Origin of the sequence: Couchioplanes azureus (assembly GCF_014648355.1) — a bacterium.
Classification (GTDB): domain Bacteria; phylum Actinomycetota; class Actinomycetes; order Mycobacteriales; family Micromonosporaceae; genus Actinoplanes; species Actinoplanes azureus.
The window spans coordinates 22561-44972 of sequence record NZ_BMQY01000019.1 but is presented as its reverse complement, the minus strand read 5'-3'; the positions used below and the strand labels follow the sequence as shown (position 1 = coordinate 44972).

Below are 22412 nucleotides of genomic sequence, written 5' to 3'. Positions count from 1 at the left end.
CCTTCTCCCGCTCGGCGGGAGTCAGCACGTCCACCTGGCCGATCCGGCGCTGCGGGTCGGCGGCGACCGCCTCCAGCACCCGCACCAGCCGGCCGGCCAGCGCCTCGATCGTCGGCCGGTCGAACACGTCCTCGGCGAATTCCAGGTGGGCGCTCAGCCCGGCGGGGTGGCCGGACCCGTCGAGCTCCTCCACGAAGGACGCGGTCAGGTCGAACTTGGCCACGCCGAGCGCGACCGGCTCGATCTCGGCCCGCACGCCGGGCAGGTCCAGCGCCGAGCGGGTGGCGTGCTGCAGCGTCAGCATGACCTGGACCAGGGGGTGCCGGGCGGCCGAGCGGTCCGGGGCCAGCTCCTCCACCAGGGCGTCGAACGGCAGGTCCGGGTGGGCGAAGGCGTCGAGGTCGTGGTCGCGGACCCGGCCGAGGAGCCCGCGGAAGTCCGGGTCGCCGGACAGGTCGGCCCGCAGCACCAGGGTGTTGACGAAGAACCCGACCAGCTCGTCGAGGGCCTCGTCGGCCCGGCCCGCGACGGGGGTGCCGATCAGGACGTCCGCCCCTGCCCCGATCCGGTGCAGCAGTACGGCGAACGCCGCGTGCAGCACCATGAACAGCGTCGCGTCCTGGTCGTGCGCCAGCCGCAGCAGCTCCCGGTGCAGGTCCGGGGAGACCGTGAACGGCACCTGGCCGCCGCGGTGCGACGGCTCGGCCGGGTGCGGCCGGTCGACGGGCAGCTCGAGGTGCTGCGGCGCGCCCGCGAGGGCCTTGCGCCAGAAGTCCCGTTGCCGGGTGAGCACGCTGTCCGGGTCGCCCGCGGCGCCGAGAAGCTCGCGCTGCCACAGGGCGTAGTCGGCGTACTGCACGGGCAGCGGCGTCCACGCCGGGGCGGTGCCGCCGAGCCGGGCGGCGTACGCGGCCGACAGGTCCCGCAGCAGCGGGCCGACCGACCAGCCGTCCGCGGCGATGTGGTGCAGCACGAGCACCAGCAGGTGACCGTCCGGGCCGGTCTCGCCGAGGTGGGCCCGCACCGGCAGGTCCCGGGACAGATCGAACGGGCGGTGGGCCGCCTCGGCCGTCCAGGCCGCCGGGTCGCCGGTCGCCCGCTCGATCTCCACCCCGGGCGCGTCGAGGACGACCTGGTGCGGTACGCCGTCGCGCTCGGCGAAGACGGTGCGCAGGCTCTCGTGCCGGTCCAGCAGGTCGGCCAGCGCCGCGTGCAGCGCGGGCACGTCGAGCGGGCCGGTCAGCCGCAGCGCGTACGGCATGTTGTAGGTCGCGCTCGGCCCCTGCATCTGGTGGACGAACCACAGCCGCTGCTGGGCCGGGGACAGAGGCAGCATCTCGGGGCGCGGCGCCGGCCGCAGCGCCGGGCGCGGGCCGTACCGCGCGGTCGCCACCACCTCCGCGAGCCGGGCCGGGGTGGGTGCGGCGAACACGTCCCGGATGGACAGCTCGACGCCGAGCGCGGTGCGGATCCGGCCGGTCAGCCTGGCCGCAAGCAGCGAATGCCCGCCCAGGGCGAAGAAGTCGGCGCCGGGATCGACGGCGCTCACGCCGAGCAGGTCACCGAAGAGCCGGCACAGGATCTCCTCGCGGGCGCTACGCGGGGCGCGGGAGGGCTCGGCGGCGGGAAGGAACGGCGCCGGCAGCGCCCGCTTGTCGATCTTGCCGTGGGGGGTCAGGGGCACCCGGTCGATCGGCACGATCGCCGCGGGCACCATGTGCGCGGGAAGCCGCGCCGCCGCGTGGGCGCGTACGGCGGCGGGTCCGGCGTCGCCGGTCACGTACGCCACGAGCCGCTGGTCGCCCTCGCGGTCCTCGCGCACCACGGCGACCGCCTGCCGGACCCCGGGTTGCCCGGCCAGCACGGCCTCCACCTCGCCGAGCTCGACCCGGAAGCCGCGGATCTTCACCTGGTCGTCGGCCCGGCCGGCGAAGACCAGCCGGCCGTCGGTGGTCCAGCGGACCAGGTCTCCGGTGCGGTACATCCGGGTGCCCGGCGCGCCGAACGGGCAGGCCACGAAGCGCTCGGCGGTCAGGCCGGGCCGGCGCAGGTAGCCGCGGGCCAGCCCCGCGCCCGACACGTACAGCTCTCCCACCGCGCCGGGTGGCAGCGGGCGGAGGCGGTCGTCCAGGACGTACGCCCGGGTGCCCGTGATCGGCGTGCCGATCGGCACCGGGCCGGCGGCGCCGAGCGGCTCGCTGAGGGTGGTGGTCACGGTGTTCTCGGTCGGGCCGTACACATTGATCATGCGACGGCCGGCGTGCCACTCCGCGACCAGGTGCGACGGCACGGCCTCGCCGGCCACCGCGAGCACCCGCACGCCCGCGAGCGCGTCGCCGGGCAGGACGGCGAGCGCGGCCGGGGGCAGCTTCACGTGGGTGATGCCCCGGGCGGCCACGGTGGCGGCCAGCGGCGAGCCGACCGCGAGCCGCTCGGCCGAGGGGGTCACCAGGGTCGCTCCCGACAGCAGGGTCACCCACAGGTCCGACTGGGCCGCGTCGAAGCTGGGCGAGGCGAACTGCAGCATCCGGTCCCCCGGGCCGACCCGCAGGCGCTCACCCTGGGCGGCGGCGAGGCTCGCCAGGCCCGAGTGGGTGACCGCGACGCCCTTGGGCCGGCCGGTGGAGCCGGAGGTGTAGATCACGTACGCGGTGTCGGCCACCCGCACCGGGCGCCGCAGCTCCGCGGCGTCCAGCGGGGCGGCGGACCCGGCCGCCTCCAGCAGGCGCACGGGAACCTCGGTGGACGGCAGCACCGCCGCCGTCTCCGGCACCGCCAGCAGCAGCGCGGGCCGGGCGTCGGCGAGCATGAAGCGGATCCGGTCCGCCGGGTACGCCGGATCGACCGGCAGGTACGCCGCACCGGTCTTGGCCACCGCCAGCATCGCGACGGTCCAGGACACCGATCGGGGGAAGCAGAGCGCGACCAGGTCGTCCGCGCCCACGCCCTGCGCCAGCAGCCAGCGCGCGATCCGGTTGGTCTCGCCGTCGAGCTGCGTGTAGGTGAGCGTGACGTCGTCGCCGGCGAGGGCGACCGCGTCCGGCGTCCGCGCGACCCGGGCGGCGAAGAGCTCCGCCAGCGGGGCCGGCGCGACGGCCGGTCCGCCGTCGGCCCAGTCCGCCACGAGTTGCCGCTCGCCCTCCGCGGGCAGCGCGACGTCGGACACGGCGGTGTCCGGGTCGGCGCCGGCGAACCGGGCGAGGAAGGCGAGGAACCGCGCCCGGTGGCCCGCCACGTCGGCGCCGGAGTACAGCCGCGGATTGGCGTCCACGGCCAGCAGGTAACCGTCGCCGTCGCGGTGGTCGAAGACCATCATCGCCAGGTCGTCGACCCAGCCGGCCGCCAGGTTGTGCGCGGACGCCGGGGCGGTGCCGAACCGGAGCCGGTAGTCGAAGCTCATGATGTTGGCCCGGGGCCCGACGAGCCGCGTCCGGCTCGCCGTCCGGTCGCGGCGCATCTCCTCGACCCGGTAGCCCTGGTGCCGCAGCACGGTCCGGGCATCGGCGGCGACCTGGGCGATCAGGCCGGCGACGGTGGTTCCCGGCGCGATCGGCACGCGCAGCGGCAGCAGGTTCGACACCATGGCCGGGGTCACGCGGTCCCGCGGGTCGCGGCGCGCGGCGGCGGGCAGCCCCACGACGACCTCGGGTACCGCCGTCATCCGGTGCAGGTAGCAGGCCCAGGCCGCGACGACGACCAGCGGCCAGCGGGTGCCGCGGGCGGCGGCCACCTCGTCCAGCCGGCGGGCGGTCGCGGTGTCGACCGGCCCGGTCCGGCGGATCACACCGTCGGGCGCGGTGGGCCGGCGGTGGGCCAGGCCGGCCGGCTCGGGGCAGTCCCGCAGATAGCCGGCCCAGAACTGCCTGTCCCGGGTGTGCTGGTCGGAGTCCGCGTACTCCCGTTCGCGCCCGAGCAGCTCGGCGAGCGTGCCGAACGGGTTGTCCGGCACCGGCGTGCCCGCCGCGAGCGCCGAGTAGACCTCGGCCACCCGGCGCGCCACCAGGCTCATGCCGAAGCCGTCGAGGACGAGGTGGTGGTAGCTGTGCCACCACAGGTGGCGGTCGTCGGCCAGCCGGAAGAGGGCGAACCGGAACAGCGGGCCGCCCAGGTCGAAGGGCCGGGCCAGATCGGCGCGCATCCTCGCCACGGCGGCCTGGAACGGGTCCGCCTCCTCACCGACGTCGTGGACCCCGAGCTCCCAGTCCCCGACCGCGCCGAGGTGCTGGCGCACCTCGCCGTCGGCGGTCTCGGTGAAGCGGGCGGTCAGGCACTGCGCCTCGCCGACCGTACGGCGCAGCGCGACCTCGAACAGCTCCGCCCGCACGGGACCGGAGATGTCCAGATACTCGCCGAGGGAGTGGAGCAGGCTGTCCGGGGCGAGCTGCTGGGCGTACCAGACGCCGTGCTGGGCGGCGGTGAGCGGCAGAGACATGGTGACTCGGGGACCAGGCATCACGAGGGAACCGTCAGCCCATCGCTTCGATCAGGCTCTGCGGACGCATGTCGGTCCAATGCTCGTTGACGTAGTCCAGGCACGACTGGCGCGAGCCGGGGCCTTTGGCAACGGTCCAGCCGGCGGGGACGTCGGCGAATTCCGGCCACAACGAATGCTGGCCCTCGTCATTGACCAGGACGAGATAAGTGCCGTTCTCTTCCTCAAACGGATTCACAGCGTTTCCTTAAGTTTCGGCGGGGGCAGGGGTGGCCTCATCCGGCGTGCGCCGGGTATCCGCCCGGTGGTCGAAACCGGACGCGGCGCGACACTACACGAGAAAAAAGCGGGGCATATTAGCTCGAATTGGACCTAGCGGTCCACGATGTGAGACGCCGCACTGAGTGACCTGGGCCACGACCATCGCACCCATGAATGTCTTGTCGCTAATGGAATCGAAAGCCACCTAGCGCACCGTGACCGCGGCCGGATATGCACCCGCCGTGCCGAATGCGAACCGCGGACGAACATTCACGGAATGGCTTTCCGGCGAGCCGCCGGCCGAACGGACGACAATATCCAGGTAGGGACCGCTTCCGATGGGCGCTCGTTACCGCGCCGCAACCGGAAAAAGGTCGCTCAGAACCATTCGGGCCGGTGAATAATCATCCGCGGAGGGCGGCGGCCCTCACTCATCGTGAGCAAGCGGTCCGGGCTGTTCGGGCACTGATCTTGGAGTGCGCGGGAACGGTAGGCTGCGTCCGTGCCGACACAGAACGACAGCGCGAGCGACAAGAACCGCACCACCCGGTCCGGATGGTCGCGCCTGCGGGAACTGCTCATCCTCGCCGTCGTCGGTGTCCTGGTCGCGGTCGGCGTCCGCACGTACCTGCTGCAGACCTTCTACATCCCGTCCGGCTCGATGGAGCAGACCCTGCTCATCGACGACAAGGTGCTGGTCGACAAGGTCAGCTACCGGATGGACGGCCCCGAGCGCGGGGAGATCGTGGTGTTCAGGCCGCCGTCCGGCTGGGCGGCCGGAGCCGGCCAGGAGTTCATCAAGCGGGTCGTCGGCGTGGCGGGCGACCGCGTGGTCTGCTGCGACGGCACCAACCGGATCACCGTCAACGGCCGCGCCCTCGACGAGGACTACCTGTTCCCCGGCGATGCGCCCTCGGAGCGGACGTTCGACGTCACCGTGCCGGCGGGGTCGGTGTTCCTGCTCGGCGACCACCGCAGCGCGTCCGCCGACTCCCGCGCCCATCTCGCGGAGAACGACGGGATGGTGCCCGTGGACAACGTCGTGGGTCGCGCCTTCGCCACCTACTGGCCCCCGTCCAGGGTCCGTACGCTGTCCGTACCCGAGACCTTCGCCGGCGTGCCCGCACCGCACTGACCCGGATTCGGGCAGCGGCCACGACCATCCCGGCGCGGCGCCGTCCTCACCGCGCCGTCACCGGGCCGGGCGGCTCATTCCGCCGGCAGGATGCGGCCGCGGACCTCGCCGAGACCCACGACCGCGCCGCCGGGGCCGGGCGCCGTCGCGGTGATGACCACCTCGTCGCCGTCGCAGAGGAAGGTGCGGGTCGTCCCGTCCGGCAGCGCCAGCGGCTCCGCACCGGCCCAGGACAGCTCGATCAGCGAGCCACGCTGGTCGGGACGCTCGCCGCTGATCGTGCCGGAGGCGTAGAGGTCGCCGGTGCGCAGCGAGGCGCCGTTGGCCGTCATGTGGGCCAGCATCTGCGCGCCCGTCCAGTACATGCCCTCGAACCGCGGGCGGGAGACGACGTGCCCGTTGAGCCGCACCTCGAGCCGGACGTCGAGACCCCACGGCGGCGTGGCGGCGTCGTCCAGGTACGGCAGCAGTGGCACGGTGCGCTCCGGCGGCGCCACCCGAGCCGCCTCCAGCGCGGCCAGCGGGAGGATCCACGGCGAGATCGACGTGGCGAAGGACTTGCCGAGGAACGGGCCCAGGGGCACGTACTCCCACGCCTGGATGTCGCGGGCGGACCAGTCGTTGACCAGGCAGACGCCGAAGACGTGCTCGTCGAAGCGGTCCAGGCCGACGGGCCGGCCCAGGGACGAGCCGGTGCCCACGACGAAGCCCAGCTCGGCCTCGATGTCGAGGCGCTGCGACGGCCCGAAGGTGATCTCGCCGTCGGCGCCGCGGCGCTGGCCGCGCGGGCGGACGATGCCGGTGCCCGAGGCGACGACGGTGCCGGCCCGCCCGTGGTAGCCGATGGGCAGGTGCTTCCAGTTCGGCGTCAGCGGGTCCTGGCCGGGCCGGAACATCCGCCCGAGGTTGGTGGCGTGCTGCTCGGAGGCGTAGAAGTCGACGTAGTCGGCGACCGTGAAGGGCAGGTGCATGACCGCGTCCCGCGCCGGCACCAGGTGCGCGCTCACCTCGGCGCGGTGGGTGTCGTCGGTGAGCCAGGCGGTCACCGCCGAGCGGACCTGCGACCACACCCGCGGCCCGGCGGCCAGCAGCGCGTCGAGCGACGGTCCGGCGACCGCGGGGGCCAGCGCCGGGGCCAGTGCCTGCGCGGCGGCCGCCAGGTCGAGGACCATCTCGCCGACGGCGACCCCCACCCGGGGGCCTGGCCCGGCGGCCGTGCTGAAGACCCCGTAGGGCAGGGCGGCCACGCCGAACGGGTGGTCCGCCGGGATGTCGAGCCAGGTGGCGGGGATGACGCTGGTCAACGCGAGTCCTCCGGGAGAAGTCCGTGGTGCCGCAGGCCGTCGATCGGCTCGATGACGCTGCACGTGCCGAAGCTGATGAAGTGCCGGCGGATCCGGCCGGCCGCGGAATCGTCGAGCGCGGCGACGGCGGCCGCCACCCGGGCGCCGTCCTGGTCGGCCAGGGCCTCGGCGACGGCGTCCGTGCCGGCGCCCGCCAGCGCCCGGGCCGTCGCCAGGATGACGTTCAGAAACCCGTGATGTTCGAAGCCGGTCGCGGGATCCCGGTGCCGCACCGGGTCGTGCAGCCCGGCGGTGAGCTTGAAGGCGGCACCGCCCCGCACGGCCGCCAGCAGCGCCCCGGCCAGCTCCCGCTCGCCGGGGAACGCGGCCGCGACGACGCCGCCGGTGCGGATCTTGAGGCGGAGGCCGGCGCCGGTGAGGGTGCCGACGGCCCCCTCCGTGACGTCGCCGACGGGCAGCTCGACGTAGACGGCCACCCCGGGCGGCACGTGCCGGTCGAGCGTGGCGACGGCGCCGGGCAACGCGGCGGCCGACGCCGGCACTTCCAGCGCCACCAGACGCACGCCGGGCTCGGCGCCCGCCTCCGCGATCGCGGCGGCGACCTGCTCGGCACCGCCCGGCAGGGTCAGGGAGACCGCGAGTGGCGGTCCGCCGGTCAGCTCCGCCGTCAGCTCGGCCCACCGGGGAAGGGAGCAGATGAACGGGCCGAGCAGCGGCGCCTGCGGGGTCGACCGGCGGCCGAGGTGCGCGCGTACCGCGTCGGCCATCGGCGCGTCGCCGGGAGGGAAGATGGCCGCGTCGTCCAGCAGGCCGTCGAACAGCCCGCTCGGCGGGGTCGTGGTCACGAAGCCGGGCCTCGTCCCGCCCAGGTCCAGGCGTACTTGCCGTCGTCGCAGGCCCGTCCGCCCTCGCCGAGACCGAGCGGCCGGAAGGTGTCGACCATGACCGCGAGCTCGTCGAAGCGCTCCGCGCCGAGGCTGCCCTCGATGGCGCCCGGCTGCGGGCCGTGGGAGTGGCCGCCGGGGTGCAGCGAGATGGAGCCGACGTTGATGCCGGAACCCTTGCGGGCCTCGTAGTCGCCGCCCACGTAGAACATGACCTCGTCGCTGTCCACGTTCGAGTGGTAGTACGGCACCGGCACGGCCAGCGGGTGGTAGTCCACCTTGCGCGGGACGAAGTTGCAGATGACGAAGTTGTGCCCCTCGAAGACCTGGTGCACCGGCGGCGGCTGGTGGACCCGCCCGGTGATCGGCTCGAAGTCGGCGATGTTGAACGCGTACGGGTACAGGCAGCCGTCCCAGCCGACCACGTCGAAGGGGTGGTGGGGCACCACGTGCACGGTCCCGGCGAGCCCGGCGGGGCCGTCGCCGCGATGCTTGAGGTAGACCTCGACGTCCTGCTCGTCCACCACCCGGGGTGCACCGGGCGTGCGCAGGTCGCGCTCGCAGTACGGCGAGTGCTCCAGGAACTGCCCGTAGCGCGACAGGTAGCGCTTGGGCGGTCCGATGTGGCTGTTGGCCTCGATGACGTACAGGCGCAGCGGCTCGTTGCCCGACGGCACCCAGCGGTGGGTCGTGGCGCGCGGCAGGATCACGTAGTCGCCGGGCCCGACCTCCAGGTCACCGAAGATCGTCTCCACGGTGCCGGCGCCGGACTCGACGTACGCACACTCGTCGCCGGTGGCGTTGCGGTAGAGCGGTGAGGCCTCGCCGGCCACGACATAGTTGATCCGGACGTCGGCGTTGCCGAGGACGAGCCGGCGGTCGCGCACCGCGTCGCGCGACTTCCATTCCTGCTCGCCGAAGAGCTCGTGCAGCCGCAGGTGCCGGGGCAGCAGCGGCTGGTTGGGCACGGTCGCCTGGTCGGGCAGCTCCCACCCGCGCGCGTCGACGACGGCCGACGGGACGTGCCGGTGATAGAGCAGCGACGAGTCCGAGGAGAAGCCCTCCTCGCCCATCAGCTCCTCGTAGTAGAGGCTGCCGTTCGCGTCGCGGTGCTGCGTGTGACGCTTGGCCGGGATACTGCCGGTTCGCTGGTAGTGAGCCATCCGTGACTCCGTTCGCCCGATGCCGAAGGTGCGCGAGTGCCGGGGCGGCCGGGACCGCCCCGGCGCCGATCAGAAGTTACCGCGCCGCTCCTGCTCGCGCTCGATCGCCTCGAAGAGCGCCTTGAAGTTGCCCTTGCCGAAGCCCAGGGAGCCGTGCCGCTCGATCAGCTCGAAGAAGACCGTCGGGCGGTCGCCGATCGGCTTGGTGAAGATCTGCAGCAGGTAGCCGTCCTCGTCCCGGTCGACCAGGATGCCCCGCTTCTGCAGCTCCTCGATCGGCACCCGGACCTCGCCGATGCGCGCCCGCAGCTCCGGGTCCTCGTAGTACGAGTCCGGCGTGCTGAGGAACTCGACGCCCTCGGCGCGCAGCACGTCCACGCTGCGCAGGATGTCGTTGGTGGCCAGCGCCAGGTGCTGGGCGCCCGGGCCGCCGTAGAACTCCAGGTACTCGTCGATCTGCGACTTCTTCTTGCCGATGGCCGGCTCGTTGAGCGGGAACTTCACCCGGTGGTTGCCGGAGGCGACCACCTTGGACATCAGCGCGGAGTAGTCGGTGGCGATGTCGTCGCCGACGAACTCGGCCATGTTGGTGAAGCCCATGACCCGGTTGTAGAACTCCACCCACTCGTCCATGGCGCCCAGCTCGACGTTGCCGACGACGTGGTCGAGGGCCTGGAAGATCCGCTTCGGGGCGCCCTCGCGCTTGGTGAACGACGAGGTCCGGGTGACGTAACCCGGCAGGTACGGACCGGAGTAGTTGGTGCGGTTGACCAGGGTGTGCCGGGTCTCGCCGTACGCGGCGATCGCGGCCATCCGGACGGTGCCGTGCTCGTCGGAGACGTCGTGCGGCTCCTCGATGATCGTGGCGCCCTGGGCCCGCGCGTGCGCGATGCACCGGTCGACGTCGGGCACTTCGAGGGCGATGTCGGTGATGCCGTCGCCGTGCCGCGCGTGGTGGGCGATGATCGGGCTGTCCGGCTGCACGCCGCCCTGGATCACGAAGCGGACCGCGCCGCTCTTGAGCACGAACGACACGTGGTCGCGGTTGCCGGTCTCGGGGCCCGAGTACGCCACCAGCTCCATGCCGAACGCCGACTGGAAGAAGTGCGACGTCTGCGTGGCGTTGCCGACCGCCCACACGACCGCGTCCCAGCCGGTGACGGGGAACGGGTCGCCGGCGGAGTCGTACTCGACGAGCCCGACGAGCTGCTTGAGGGTGTCGAGGTCGAGCTCCGCGAGCCGCTCCTCGTTGGTGAGCGTGTCGTGCACGGACATGGCGCTGGTCTCCTTCAGCTGAGTCGGCTGACGCCCTAGTTTTGTGAAAGCGCCTCGGGTGCACAACACGCACAGTTCGCGGCGAGCAGATTGTTCAGACTGACCGAGCCTCCGCCGTCGAGCCTGAACAATCTGCCCACCATCGTCCCACTCCGTCCGCGCCCGGGACCGGCGTTCGCGCAGGTACTGCCCGATCAGCCGAGCCAGGTTCCAGATGAGCACCACGGTCAGCGGCGCGGCCACCAGGAAGGCGGCCCACTCGTGCCCCTCGGCGCGCCAGCGCGAGAACGCGTCGACGCCCCAGCCGATGGGGATCGCCGTGCTGAGCATCTGGGCGGGCGTGCTGCGCCACCACGGCTCCCGCCGGCTCGGCTCGTGCTCGGCCAGGCGCCGGGCGTAGTCGTCGACCGAACCGAACTCCTGCTCCGGGCCGGCGGAGGCGGCGGCCAGGTGCGCGCGGGCTTCCCTGACCAGGTCGGCGGCCCGCTCGGGCGCCAGATCGAACCTGCCCACCAGCACCCCGGCGAGGCGTTCGAGCCAGTCCTCGGCGTCCGCGGGACCGCTCGCCCGCCCGCGCGGCCTGGGCGGTGTCCGCGGCCCCGGTCGAGGCGGCCTGGGCCCGCGGATCACCAGGACGAGGACCAGGACGGCGACGGCCGCGATGCCGAGGGCGGGAACCCGGCCCACCTGGTGGTCGGGCAGCACCGTGAACGCCGTGGCGCTGGACAGGCCGAGCACGCCGGTGAGAACCCAGGACCACCGGACGAGCCCGGGCCGACCGGCCGCCCGCAGCGCGCCGGGCAGCGCGCCGGACGAGAACAGGCCCAGCACCAGCAGCGCCACTCCGGCCAGGATCGCCGGGGTGACCGGGAACGTCAGCGTCCGCTCCAGGACGGCGAAGAAGAGCGAGGCCGCCAGCGCCAGCAGGGCCAGCGAGAACGCCTGCCCGCTGAGGTAGTCGGTCGAGGTCAGGCCGTGGCGGTCCACGTTCTCCAGCGCCTCCGGCGGCTGCTCCGCGGCGGCCGAGGCGGCGAAGTCCTCCGGCTCGCCGAACGCCTCGGCCGGGCTCTGCCCGGAGGACGCGCAGTGCTCCCGCACGTCGGCGATCAGGGGATCTGCCGCGTGCGGCCGGACGCCGCGCTCCGCGAGCGCGACCCGGGCCCGCAGCTCCCACCGTTCGAACGGTTCCGTCATCGCTGTGCCTCCTCGCAGTGGGAGTCGAGAAGCCGGGCGAAGGCCGCGGCGAACTCCTGCCACCGGGCGCGCTCGGCGGCCAGCCGGTCGCGCCCGTCCGCAGTGATGGAGTAGACCTTGCGGCCCGGGCCGCCCTCGCCGGGCTGCCAGGTGGCGAGCACGGCCCCGGAGGCCTCGAGCTTGCCGAGCACCGGGTAGAGCGCCCCGCCGCGCACCGCGCCCAGGCCCGCCGCGGCCAGGCGGTGGACCAGCGCGTAGCCGTGCCGGTCCTCCTCCGCCAGCGCCGCCAGCAGGGCGAGTTCCAGGGAGCCGCGCAGCCACCCGTCCGCCGGATCCGCCTGAGCCGCCACCGCACTCTCCTCGATTCGAACTAGTTTCGTTTCAGACTAGTTCGGCCGCGCAAGACGCACGATCGCCCGGGGTCGTCCGACCCCGGGCGATCTCGTGGTATCCGGCTGTCTCAGGAGTTGTCGTCGGCCGTCTTTCCGTCCGGCCCGTAGGGCGATACCTGCCCGGCGGGCGTGGCCCGGTTGCCGGTCTTGTCGTGGCTGCCGTGCGGCCCGGTGACCGGGTGGGCGTCCTCGGTGCGCTGCTTGGTGGTCGGCGACTCGCCGCTGCGCCTGAGTTCCGGCTGCTGAACATTGGTCATGAGGATCTCCTCCTTCTCGACCGACGCATACCCGGCCCCACGCCGGATATGCCGCTATCGGCGGGTGTACCCGGAGCCGGACGGGGAAGACGAGGCGGCATGGCGAAGGTACGCACGGCCGCCGTGGCCGCCTCGGACGAGCACATCGGCGGCGACGGCATCCGTCAGCCGGGCGGCGACGTGCACGCGTGGGCCCCCGGCACGAACCAGACCGTGTGCGGCCTGGCGCTGAGCCGCTCGCGACTGCGGCGCTTCCCGCACGTGCCCTTCGACTTCCGGGCGACCGACGTGCTCACCGCGGAGGACCAGGTGGGTCACATCTGCCCCCGGTGCGTCGCGGCGACCAGCCGCCGCGGCGAACGCCCGTGGACGCGGACGTCGCCCCGGCCGTGACCCGGTCCGGTGAATCCTTCGGCGCCGACCGGGTATCCGCCGCAGACAAGCGACCCAACGGCGAGAGGACTCCACCATGACCACCCACGACCGGGCGGACGACGACACCGCCGGGACCGACGCGGGCAGCAGCACCGACCAGCACGTGACGGGCTACCCGGAGTCCGGCACGCCGCTCACCGACCAGGCGCCGACCGCGACGACCCCGTCGCACGGCAGCAGCAACGCCGGCATCAACGCCACCGGCGCCAACCGCGCCGACGGCGACGAGCCCGAGTCCTGAACCGGCCGGCGGTGAGCGGCCGGCTCAGCGCGGGGCCAGCGTGACCCGGACGTCGCGGGCGGCGGCCAGCGCGGCGTTGTACGCCAGGCTCGCGCTCTCCGCCCGGGTGCGGATCTGGCAGACCGCGCCCCGGAAGTCCCGCGGCGGGTAGACCTCGTCGCCGGGTCCGGCCGCCCACACCACGTCGGTCACGAACGGGCTGCGGACCACCGCCTCCCGGCCGGGCAGCGCCGCCACGACGCCCGCCTCGGCCGGATAGACCGTGGCGGTGCTGGCGTACCGGCCGTTGTGCGTCACGTCGGGCAGCCGCTCGCCGAGCGCCGCGCGGCACAGCAGCTCCCAGCACGAGACGGTGAGGCAATCGTTCATCATCAGGGCCAGCAGGCCGCCGCCCAGGCGGGGGTTGACCTCGACCAGCACCGGGCCGTCGGCGGTGAGCACGAACTCGGAGTGCAGGAAGCCGTGGGTGAGGCCGAAATGCTTGGCGCACGCCTCGACCGCGGCGGCCATCTCGTCGGCGACGCCGGCCGGCACGGTCGCCGGGAAGGTGTACGACACCTCGCAGAAGTGCGGGCGCGGGCCGAGCTGCCGGTCGGTGATGCCGAGGGTGACGACGCGGCCGTGGTCGACCACCGTCTCGATGCTGTACAGCGGGCCGGTGACGAACTGCTCGGCCATCAGGTCGCCGCCGAGGTAGCGCTGCCGGTCGGCCAGCGTCGCGTGGTGCTCGCGCACCTCCGCGGCGGTGCGGCACAGCAGGACGTCGAGGCTGCCCGAGCCCTTCACGTTCTTGAGCACGACCGGGCCGCCGACGGCGTCGAGCAGCGCCAGCGCGTCGCGTACGTCGTCCGCCGGGGCCCACCGCGGCGAGCGGATGTCGAGCGCCGCATAGTGCTCGCGGGCGACCCGCTTGTCGCGCAGCGCGGCGATCGCGTGCGCCGGGTGGAACGGGACGCCGAGCTGCTCGGCCAGCGCCGCCGCGTACGGCAGGTGACGGTCGCCGATGCAGACGACGCCGTGCCGCGTGCCGCTGGCGCGGACCCAGTCGACCAGGCCGGCGTCCGGGACGGACGCGTCGGTGTCGGCGCTGCGGAACACCCGGCCCCGGGCGGACAGGACGGGCAACAGCCCGCCGTCGGGCACCTGGGCGTACTGCTCGGGGGCGACGCTGACCAGCCCGGCGTCCAGGCCGTGGTCGACGGCCCAGGCGAGGGCGGACAGGCCGGTGCCGGCGATGCCGGCCTCGACGAAGACGAGCATGGTGGACCTTCCTTCTAGGACGGCGACCCGGCGGTGACGCGCCGCCGCCGGGAGACGAGCGCGGACAGGGGCGCGACGAGCACGATGAGCAGGACCGCGGCGCCCGCCGACAGCAGCAGGAACGTCTGCAGGCGCCCGGTCGCCAGGTAGCTGCCGAGCAGCAGCGCCACCACGGCGCAGACGGCGCGGTCGATCAGGGACTCGATGGACAGCAGCGTGGCGCGGTAGCGGGAGTCGGTGATCGCCTCGTTGAGCAGCTTGCGCTGAACCGGGTAGACCAGGCCGGCCACCAGCGAGAAGGCGCACAGGCAGACGACGGTGAGGACGCCCGGCGCGGGTACCACCAGTGCGAGGCTGGCCGCCATGACGACGGTCAGGACCGACACGGCGGCCAGGTCGCCGGTGAACCGGCGTACCCGATGGCTGGCGGCCGCCCCGGCCACCTCGAAGACGGTCATGGCGGCGAGGACCGTGCCGTGCCAGACGACCGGCGTGTCCTTGACGGTGAGGATCGGCTGGACGAGGTTCACCTGCAGGATGCGCGACAGGGTGAAGACCGCGATGCCCTGCACCATGACGAGCATCAGCAGCGGCGACCGGCGCAGGAACCGGGCCGCGCCACCGACGGTCCGCCAGGTCGACGCCCGGGCCTCGGGGTGCTCCGGGTCGGCGCCGAGCAACGCCGGCAGGCGCAGCGCCAGGACGAGCGCCACGGCCGCGTTGAGGGCCGTCAGCCAGTAGACGCTGGCCGGCAGCCACGCCATCAGCGCGCCGGCGGCCGGCCAGCACACGATCTTGCCGACCAGGCTGTACGCCCGCGCGTTGCCCTCGGCGCGCTGGTAGAACCAGGACGCGTCGTGGCGCTGCAGATACTCGTAGAGGTAGGCGCTCGCCGCGCCGGACACCAGCGACCGCGCCAGCGCGATGAGCAGCCAGTGCACGAGGAAGCCGGCGTAGCCGGGCGCGGCCACCGGCACCAGGTTGGCCAGCAGCAGCACCGCCGCGCCGCCGATCATGCTGCGCCGCAGGCCCAGGCGGTCGGCGAGCAGCCCGGTGGGGATCTCGAACAGGCAGAACGCGACGTAGTAGATGCTCTGGATGCCGAAGATCTCCCGGTCGTCCAGGCCGACGACGCGCTGGTAGGTGTAGAACACCGGCACCCAGACCAGCAGGCCGAAGAAGAACTGGAAGCCGTAGTGGATCCAGACCACCCGGCGGACGGACTCAGGCGCCCGGCGGGGAGTGACCGGCGGCGGCGTGACGGTGGTGGCGGCGGACATGGTGACTCCAGGCTCAGATCGAGTACGGGCGCAGCTGGACGATCGCGATGCGGTCGTCGTCGGCGACCCACTCGATGTCGACCGGCGCGGAGAACGTGTAGTCGGGCGAGAAGTGCGCCTGCAGCAGGCGCCCGACCACCGCGAGCCGTTGCAGCCGCGCCCGGGCGGCCTCGGGCAGGTCCCGCTCGGCGTCGCCCAGCGACACCGTGCGTCCGCCGCCCTCGACCGTGTTGAACAGGTACTGCATCGGCGCGTGCGAGCCGGCCACCACCTCGGTCACCGAGCGCGTGGACACGTTGAGGTAGACGTTGCGGAAGTCGGCGGGCGACAGCGGGTTCGTCGTCACCATGACGCCGCCCATGGTCGAGGCGACCTCCTCCTGGATCACCACGCCCATGTACGAGTCGTCCAGCGAGATGCCGGCCTGCTGGCGCAGCCGTACGCTGCGCGGCGACAGCAGCGACGCCCACACCGTCTTGAGGCTGTCCATGACGTGGTCGGCGGTGGTGACGTGGTTGACCGACTCGTAGATGCCCGCGGCCGAGAACCCGGCCAGGTCCTCGGCGTTCGACGAGCTGCGCACCACGAAGCTCGCCACGCCGCCCAGGTGGGTGACCAGCGCGTCGTCCACCCGGGAGCGGATCGACTCGGGCACCCGGGTCCGGCGGACCAGGCGCTGCAGCTCCAGACAGAGCGACTCCACCTCGCGCGCGTCCAGCTCGAGTGCCATCTTGAGCTTGCCGATGGTCTGCTGGATCGCCGGCGACGACTCGAGGAACTCGCGCTGCAGGGAGAACGGCAGGGCGATGCCGCGTGGTACCCACACCAGCTCGCGCAGCAACCGGTTCGCCGCCTGCGACAGGCTCGCCGGCCCGGAAACGTCCAGGAGCCGCTCCAGGTAGCCGAGCAGGTCGCGGCGCGGCGGCCGGGGTGTGCGGTAGAAGCCGAGCAGGCGCTCGGAGCCGCGGGAGAGCACGTGGTGCAGCTCGCCGAGGTTGGCCGCCTTGGTGCCGTACCGGTAGCGGTCGCCCGCGCGGATCTCGTCGAGACCGGCGATCGGGCTCAGGTGGACCTCGGGCTCCTCGACGGTGACCTGCTGCGTCACCCAGGCCGGGCGCCGGTCCAGGTGGTCCGGGCGCTCGATCGGCGTCAGCGCGATGGCGTCGGCGCTGGCGGCGACCTCGTAGCGCACCCAGGCGCCGTCGAGCCCCGCGGCGTCGATGCGGCTGAACGCGTCGAGCTGGATCGCGTTGGGGATCGCCCACCCGGCGGCCAGCACGTTGGTGTGCGACAGCGGCGTCGTGTGCTGCGCGTTGATGATGCCGGCCAGGCGGGGGATGTCGTCGGGCACCCGGTCCATCGCGATGATGTCGTACCACTGCAGCGGCGGGTCGGCCCGCCGGTACGCGTCCTCGTCGCGGAACGCCCGCAGCCGGCCCTGGGCGACGCCGGTCTGCAGCGCCACGAACGGCGCCGCGGAGAAGATCTCGTGCGCGGCGATGCGCGGCATCTCGGTGGCCGGCACGTCGCTGAGCTGCAGCTCCTGACGGTGGGTCGCGGGCTTGAACAGCAGCGGCAGGCCGGGGTCGAGGTGCTCGGCCACGAACGCGTAGAAGTACCGCAGCATCTCGGTCGACATCGTGTCGACCTCGACGGTCTCCAGGCAGAGGAACCGCCGGGTGCCGGTGTCGTCCTCCCGCGTGTGCAGCGACAGCAGGCCCAGGTAGAGCCGCCGGTCCGGGTCGGCGTAGAAGGCGTGGTTGTACTGGTCGACGTTCGCCTCCAGCTCCTCGCGCGGGATGTGCAGGATGTGCTCGGCGATGTAGTAGCCGTGGAAGGCGTACCGGCTGTTGTCGATGAAATGGATGACTCCCGCCGGGCGGTCCACCACCACCTTGACGAAACGGTGTCCCGACAGCGTCCCGGCGAGCTGCTCGAACGCCTCGAGGGTCAGCCGCTCTCCGACGAGGGCGGGCGGTGCCTGGTAGTCCTGGGAGATCAGAGTGTCCACTGTCATCATTCCTTCGCGCATCACGGAACGTGCGGGCTCGGGTCGCCGAGTCGCACAGGGGTGGGCCGGTTCACAGGCGCCCGTCGGGCAGGCGGAGACGCGGGGTGCCTACGGGCACGCCTCGCGGTGGGGGCGGGTGCGGCGGTGCGGCATCCGCGGACGCGTCGTCCCGCGTCGCGTCACGACGCGGTCGGGGCTCCGGGGCGCGGTTCCCGGGCGCGGCGGTGGACGGTCGGACGTCCGAGAGTCGAAGGATCGGCACCGGTCACGGCGGTGATCGCGGCGGGCCCGGACAGTGCGATGCGCTTGGTGAAGTGCAACGTCTCTCCTCGAAGCGATGACGGCGGACAGGTCATGTCGCCGATGCGATGACTCTAGAGATCGACATAGTCGCTCTCCGCAAGCTCCCCCGGCCGATCGACGCATCTATCTTTGTTAAGGGTCAGCGGCGTGCGGCCGCTACGCTGCGCGGATGTTCACGGACGTGCGGTTCACCGGAATCCCTACCCTCGGCGCCGACCCGGAAACCGTGGTCGTCATCGACGTCATGCGCGCCTTCACGGTGGCGGCGTGGGCCTTCGCCCGGGGAGCCGAGCGCATCCTGCTCGCCTCGGACGTCGCGCACGCCCTGACCCTCAAGGCGGACCACCCGGCGGCGGTCACCGTGAAGGACGGCCCGCCCGCCGCGGAGTTCGACACGGTCAACTCGCCCGGCCTGGTGTCCACACTGGACCTTACGGGCCGCACGGTGGTGCAGACGACCACCTCCGGCACGCGCGGCGCGCTCGCCGCCCGGCACGCCCGCCGGATCCTGTGCGCCGGCTTCACGGTCGCCGCCGCGACGGCCCGCACGCTGCGCGACGACCGGCCCGCAAGCGTCACCTACCTCGTCACGGGCGACGACGGCACGGCCGAAGAGGACCGCGCCTGCGCGAAGTACATCGCCGCGCTGGTCGAGGACCCCGCGACACCCGCGGCTCCGTTCGTCCACCGTGCGCGGACGTCGCCCGCCGCGAAGTCCCTGGCCGCCGGCGTACGGCGGGGCTACCGCGGCATCCACGCCGACGACGTCGCGCTGTGCCTGGAGGCGGACCGGTTCGACTTCGCCATGGAGGTCGAGGACACCGACGGTACGGCGGCGCTGCGACCCGTCGCGGCGCGGCTCACGCAACCCGATTGATCTTCGTACGGGATATTTACGTTCTTCTCCTTGACTGGGCGAGGCCGCGCGAGTGGAGGGGGAACATCGTGGGTCGGCGAGACTGGGCGCTGGTCAATCTGAAACGGGACGCGGGTCCGCGCCCGGACGAGCCGGCCGCCGCGCCCCGATCGGCCCCTCACGCGGTGCCGACCGGCCCGGTCCTCGGCGCCCACCGGGCCGGGCCGCCGCTGCGCTCCGCGCTCGGCGCCGGCGTCACCGCGCTCGTCACCGTCGGCATCATCGTCTTACTCCTGGCGACGGCGCCGGCCTGCTCAGGGGCGGGTTTCTGATCGACCGTCGACTACCCGGGGCGACCAGATCGGCAACTGCGCAACGGCCGGTGACGATCCGTCACCGGGAAGAACCGGGCCGCGCGACCCCGGCCCTTCCAGTGACCGACGTCTCAGTAAGGTGCTTCCTGACGACGTGTTCTGAACGTTGCCTAAGCCGTTTCTTAGGTTTTCCTGTGCCCGCATCCGCCGCCCGGCGGGCGACGTAAGAGTACCGGGGTCACGCCGCGGGACGCCCGGTGATCCATACCGGACCGTCACGCCTGGTGACGACCTACCGGCATCCGTCGGTGGTGTGCTGTGACGGAAGGGTGGAGATGCAGGCGAGACGGATCGTCGCGACGGTGGCAATGGTGTCCGCGGCGGGGCTGGCGGTCGTGCTGACCGTGCCGGCCCTGGCGGGAACCGAGGCGCGGCCGCAACGGTCGGGTGCCGCGCAGGCGCCGGGAGCGGCGCAGAGCGTTCCGGGCCCCGCGGACGCGTTGCTGGCCGCCATGGCGCGCGACCTCGAGCTGAGCCGGGGCGACGCGGCGCAGCGGCTCGGGGCGGAGGCGGTCACTCCGGAGCTCGAGTCCCGGCTGCGTACGGTCACCGGCGGCGCCTTCGGTGGCGCCTGGATCAGCTCCACGACCGGGCGGCTGACGGTCGCCGTCACCGACTCCCAGCTGGCCGACGAGGTGCGCGCCGCGGGAGCGGACGCGAAGGTGGTCGAGCAGAACCGCGGCGAGCTCGAGGCGGCGCAGAGCCGGCTGGACCGCCGCGCCGGCAAGGCACCGGCGCAGGTGTCCGGCTGGTACGTCGACCCCAGCACCAACAGCGTCACGCTGCTGGCCCGCGACGGCGGGGAGCAGAAGGCGCGCAGCTGGGCGCGCAAGGCCGGCCTCGGCGGCGACGCGGTGCGGGTGCAGACCGTCCCGGCCGACTTCACGGCCATGTTCGACGTCCGCGGCGGGGACGCCTTCATCATCAACCGTTCCTCGCGCTGCTCGGTGGGCTTCCCGGTGACCACCGGCTTCGTCACCGCCGGGCACTGCGGCGCCCGGGGCGCCACCACGGTCGCCTCGAACAACGCCCAGGGGACGTTCCGGGTGTCGAAGTTCGGCAACGGCGGCGGCAACGACTACGCCGTCGTCGACGTCAACCGCAACTGGACGCCGAAGCCCGTGGTGGCCACCACCGGTGGCGAGGTGCCGATCGCCGGGTCCAAGGAGGCTCCGGTGGGCGCGTCGGTGTGCCGTACCGGCTCCACCACCGGGACCCGCTGCGGCGTCATCACCGCCCGCAACGCCAGCCTGACCGTGAGCGGGCGGGCCGTCAAAGGCTTCGTGATCACCAGCGCCTGCGCCCAGCCCGGCGACTCGGGCGGCTCGCTGCTCGCCGGCAACCAGGCGCAGGGTGTGCTCTCCGGCGGATCCGGCAACTGCTCCGGGGGCCGGGCGACGTCGGTCTACCAGCCGATCAACCCGGTCCTGCAGACCGAGGGGCTGAAGCTGGTCACCACCGGCGGCGCCGTTCCGGCGCCCCGGCCCACCCCGACCCAGGGCGGCACCTCCCCCAAGCCCTCCCCCCGGCCGACCGCCGGCGGTTCGGCCGTGCAGAAGGCCGAGGCGGAGGTCGTGCGCCTGGTCAACCAGGAGCGGGCCCGGGCCGGATGCGCGCCGGTGACGGTCGACAGCCGGCTCGCCTCGGCGGCGCGCTCCCACTCGCAGGACATGGCCGCCAACCGGTTCTTCTCGCACACCAACCGGCAGGGCAGGAGCCCGGCGCAGCGGGTCACCGCGGCCGGCTACAAGTTCCGGCTGACCGGCGAGAACATCGCGTTCGGCCAGGCCACCCCGGCCGCGGTGATGCAGGCGTGGATGAAGAGCGCCGGCCACCGGGCCAACATCCTCAAGTGCGGTTACCGCAACATCGGCGTGGGACTGGCCTTCCGCAACGACTCCGGGCGCCAGGTGCCGATGTGGACCCAGGAGTTCGGGGCCACCTTCGACCGCTGATCCGGCTCGCGTGACCGAACCGCCCGTCCCGCCGTCAGGGACGGGCGGTTCCGCCGTTCCGGGAGCCGCCGCGCCGCAGGCAACGCGCCGAGCGCGGCCACCCGGAGCGGCGAGCGCTCAGCCCCCGGTGATCGACCAGTGCCACGGTTCGGACGGCAGGTTCACATAGCCGTACTTGCGGGCATTCGCCGACAGCCAGCGGAAGCCGGCGCTGTCCGCGGTGAGCGACCTGCCCCCGGAGGTGATGTCGACGGCGAGGCCGATCTCGTGCAGCGACCGGCCCGGAATCGCCGTCGGCACCCGGCACGACGAGGCCGGCGCCGTCCACACGTCGGGACAGCCGTTGATCTTCCGCAGCTCGATCTGCCGCTGCCTGGTCCGGAACCCGCCGCCGGAGAGGACGACCCCGTCCGCCTTCGCGTCGGCCAGCATCCGCCGGAACGCGAACGTGACGCTCTTGTGCACGATGATGCCGTTCACCGAGGCGGTGTCGGCGACCGTGAACCCGGCCCGTACCTCGGTCACCACGTCGCGGCTGAGCGCGGCGGCCTGCCGGGCGTACTCCGCGGACCGGTCGAGGCTGATCAGCTTCTGCTGGTTGGTCCGTACCGTCGCCGACGCCGCCTGCCACGCGGCGGTCGCCCGGTCCAGGCCGGCGGTGGCGGTCCGGGCGGTGGACTGCGCCTTGCGCAGCGCCGCGGCGGCCGCGCTCGCCTGGCCCCGGCGGATGGCCGCCGACCTGGCCGTGGCGGTCACCCGGCTCTTCGCCGCGGTCACCGCGGCGGGGTCGCGCGGCCGCTGCTGCGACACCACCGTCAGCCGGTTCCTCGCGCTGGTCAGTGCCTCCCGGGCGAGCGCATAGCGGGTACGGGCGCCCGCGTCGGCGGAGATGGCCCGGGCCAGCGCGTTCTGCGCGGCGGAATGCGTGGCCGTGCGCTGGCCGACCAGCTCGCCGCGGGCCCTGAGGGTGGCCCGCTGGGCGGCCAGGGTCTTGCGCAGCTGCACGTACTCCGGGCTCGGCGTGAGGCTGCGGTACATCAGCGAGGTCCACCGCTGCGCGACCCGCGGCACCGCGGCGGACGCCGGATCGGCGACGGCGGGCACGGCGGCGACCGCCGCGACCATCGCCGCACTGAGAAAACGCCAGGTCCGCTGGCCGCGTTCCGGTCGTGTCGTCATCGGTGTCGTACGCTCCTCGGCCTGGGGTCGGGGCGGAACAGATGGCAGACCACCGCAGGCCCGGGACACGGGCCTGGAAAGTGGCGTTCCTGCGAGTCTCGGGCCCGCCAGGTGCAGTCCCGGCCCCCGAGCGGAGCGGAGAGGTTGCCACGGCGCGCGGTCACCGGCCCGGCGATGGTCGGCATCACCGCGGAAACGGCCGGCCGGCTCGGTGCCACGAG

Annotated in this window: 18 protein-coding genes; 6 read left to right on the top strand and 12 right to left on the bottom strand. The window is 73.4% G+C overall.

Features of this window, described 5'->3' with window-relative positions; genetic code table 11:
* Nucleotides 1–4432: non-ribosomal peptide synthetase (locus tag IEY99_RS33400; RefSeq protein WP_229799496.1), on the bottom strand; the 4432-nt coding region annotated here is incomplete at its 3' end.
* Between the two features lie 34 nt (nt 4433–4466).
* Complete coding sequence (locus IEY99_RS33395; protein ID WP_189208121.1) at nt 4467–4670, bottom strand: MbtH family protein; 204 nt, start codon at nt 4668–4670, stop codon at nt 4467–4469.
* A 525-nt stretch (nt 4671–5195) separates the two neighbouring features.
* Here IEY99_RS33395 and lepB point away from each other — a divergent pair.
* Nucleotides 5196–5828 (top strand): signal peptidase I, encoded by a 633-nt coding sequence (gene lepB / locus IEY99_RS33390; protein WP_189208120.1) that lies wholly within the window; start codon nt 5196–5198, stop codon nt 5826–5828.
* 74 nt (nt 5829–5902) lie between these two features.
* Here the strand turns inward: lepB and fahA are convergent, their stop codons facing one another.
* The 6 genes from fahA to IEY99_RS33360 all read right to left on the bottom strand — a co-directional run bounded on the left by fahA (nt 5903) and on the right by IEY99_RS33360 (nt 12297).
* The gene (gene fahA, locus IEY99_RS33385) at nt 5903–7132 is read right to left on the bottom strand and encodes a fumarylacetoacetase (protein ID WP_229799495.1); all 1230 of its coding nucleotides are present in this window, start codon (nt 7130–7132) and stop codon (nt 5903–5905) included.
* A complete protein-coding gene (locus IEY99_RS33380) occupies nt 7129–7977 on the bottom strand; it encodes a hypothetical protein (protein ID WP_189208119.1) in 849 nt (282 codons plus the stop codon). The genes fahA and IEY99_RS33380 overlap by 4 nt, the downstream gene beginning before the upstream one ends.
* Complete coding sequence (locus IEY99_RS33375) at nt 7974–9179, bottom strand: homogentisate 1,2-dioxygenase (RefSeq protein ID WP_189208118.1); 1206 nt, start codon at nt 9177–9179, stop codon at nt 7974–7976. The genes IEY99_RS33380 and IEY99_RS33375 overlap by 4 nt, the downstream gene beginning before the upstream one ends.
* A gap of 69 nt (nt 9180–9248) precedes the next feature.
* On the bottom strand, nt 9249–10454 hold the full coding sequence (gene hppD / locus IEY99_RS33370; protein WP_189208125.1) for a 4-hydroxyphenylpyruvate dioxygenase: 1206 nt from the start codon (nt 10452–10454) through the stop codon (nt 9249–9251).
* Between the two features lie 1190 nt (nt 10455–11644).
* Nucleotides 11645–11998 carry a PadR family transcriptional regulator gene (locus IEY99_RS33365; protein WP_189208117.1) on the bottom strand — a complete coding sequence of 118 codons (354 nt, stop codon included), beginning with the start codon at nt 11996–11998 and terminating at the stop codon, nt 11645–11647.
* Between the two features lie 110 nt (nt 11999–12108).
* Complete coding sequence (locus IEY99_RS33360; RefSeq protein WP_189208116.1) at nt 12109–12297, bottom strand: hypothetical protein; 189 nt, start codon at nt 12295–12297, stop codon at nt 12109–12111.
* Between the two features lie 99 nt (nt 12298–12396).
* Here IEY99_RS33360 and IEY99_RS33355 point away from each other — a divergent pair, with 99 nt between their 5' ends.
* Both IEY99_RS33355 and IEY99_RS33350 read left to right on the top strand, forming a co-directional pair.
* Nucleotides 12397–12690, top strand: coding sequence for a hypothetical protein (locus tag IEY99_RS33355; RefSeq protein ID WP_189208115.1), 294 nt, complete (start codon nt 12397–12399; stop codon nt 12688–12690).
* A gap of 76 nt (nt 12691–12766) precedes the next feature.
* Nucleotides 12767–12973: a hypothetical protein gene (locus tag IEY99_RS33350; protein WP_189208114.1), complete on the top strand. Its 207-nt coding sequence runs from the start codon at nt 12767–12769 to the stop codon at nt 12971–12973.
* 24 nt (nt 12974–12997) lie between these two features.
* On the opposite strand, the gene IEY99_RS33345 is transcribed toward IEY99_RS33350, so the two are convergent.
* The 3 genes from IEY99_RS33345 to IEY99_RS33335 are packed head-to-tail and all read right to left on the bottom strand — an operon-like array spanning nt 12998 to nt 17530.
* The gene (locus tag IEY99_RS33345) at nt 12998–14233 is read right to left on the bottom strand and encodes an ATP-grasp domain-containing protein (protein ID WP_189208113.1); all 1236 of its coding nucleotides are present in this window, start codon (nt 14231–14233) and stop codon (nt 12998–13000) included.
* A 14-nt stretch (nt 14234–14247) separates the two neighbouring features.
* Nucleotides 14248–15513 carry an MFS transporter gene (locus IEY99_RS33340; RefSeq protein WP_189208112.1) on the bottom strand — a complete coding sequence of 422 codons (1266 nt, stop codon included), beginning with the start codon at nt 15511–15513 and terminating at the stop codon, nt 14248–14250.
* Nucleotides 15514–15526: 13 nt separating this feature from the next.
* A complete protein-coding gene (locus IEY99_RS33335; protein WP_189208111.1) occupies nt 15527–17530 on the bottom strand; it encodes a PEP/pyruvate-binding domain-containing protein in 2004 nt (667 codons plus the stop codon).
* Nucleotides 17531–17996: 466 nt separating this feature from the next.
* Here IEY99_RS33335 and IEY99_RS33330 point away from each other — a divergent pair, with 466 nt between their 5' ends.
* From IEY99_RS33330 to IEY99_RS33320, 3 genes are all read left to right on the top strand, one after another.
* Nucleotides 17997–18704: a 2-phosphosulfolactate phosphatase gene (locus IEY99_RS33330; RefSeq protein WP_189208110.1), complete on the top strand. Its 708-nt coding sequence runs from the start codon at nt 17997–17999 to the stop codon at nt 18702–18704.
* A gap of 68 nt (nt 18705–18772) precedes the next feature.
* Nucleotides 18773–19015, top strand: coding sequence for a hypothetical protein (locus IEY99_RS34775; RefSeq protein ID WP_229799494.1), 243 nt, complete (start codon nt 18773–18775; stop codon nt 19013–19015).
* Nucleotides 19016–19281: 266 nt separating this feature from the next.
* The gene (locus IEY99_RS33320; RefSeq protein WP_189208108.1) at nt 19282–21012 is read left to right on the top strand and encodes a CAP domain-containing protein; all 1731 of its coding nucleotides are present in this window, start codon (nt 19282–19284) and stop codon (nt 21010–21012) included.
* Nucleotides 21013–21129: 117 nt separating this feature from the next.
* On the opposite strand, the gene IEY99_RS33315 is transcribed toward IEY99_RS33320, so the two are convergent.
* Nucleotides 21130–22191: a M15 family metallopeptidase gene (locus IEY99_RS33315; RefSeq protein ID WP_189208107.1), complete on the bottom strand. Its 1062-nt coding sequence runs from the start codon at nt 22189–22191 to the stop codon at nt 21130–21132.
* Nucleotides 22192–22412: the final 221 nt, after the last annotated feature.

Coding starts and splice junctions, on each gene's coding strand:
- IEY99_RS33375 (WP_189208118.1), bottom strand. CDS start 9,179: ATGGCTCACTACCAGCGAACCGGCAGTATCCCGGCCAAGCGTCACACG.
- hppD (WP_189208125.1), bottom strand. CDS start 10,454: ATGTCCGTGCACGACACGCTCACCAACGAGGAGCGGCTCGCGGAGCTC.
- IEY99_RS33360 (WP_189208116.1), bottom strand. CDS start 12,297: ATGACCAATGTTCAGCAGCCGGAACTCAGGCGCAGCGGCGAGTCGCCG.
- IEY99_RS33355 (WP_189208115.1), top strand. CDS start 12,397: ATGGCGAAGGTACGCACGGCCGCCGTGGCCGCCTCGGACGAGCACATC.
- IEY99_RS33350 (WP_189208114.1), top strand. CDS start 12,767: ATGACCACCCACGACCGGGCGGACGACGACACCGCCGGGACCGACGCG.
- IEY99_RS33345 (WP_189208113.1), bottom strand. CDS start 14,233: ATGCTCGTCTTCGTCGAGGCCGGCATCGCCGGCACCGGCCTGTCCGCC.
- IEY99_RS33340 (WP_189208112.1), bottom strand. CDS start 15,513: ATGTCCGCCGCCACCACCGTCACGCCGCCGCCGGTCACTCCCCGCCGG.
- IEY99_RS33335 (WP_189208111.1), bottom strand. CDS start 17,530: ATGACAGTGGACACTCTGATCTCCCAGGACTACCAGGCACCGCCCGCC.
- IEY99_RS33330 (WP_189208110.1), top strand. CDS start 17,997: ATGTTCACGGACGTGCGGTTCACCGGAATCCCTACCCTCGGCGCCGAC.
- IEY99_RS33315 (WP_189208107.1), bottom strand. CDS start 22,191: ATGACGACACGACCGGAACGCGGCCAGCGGACCTGGCGTTTTCTCAGT.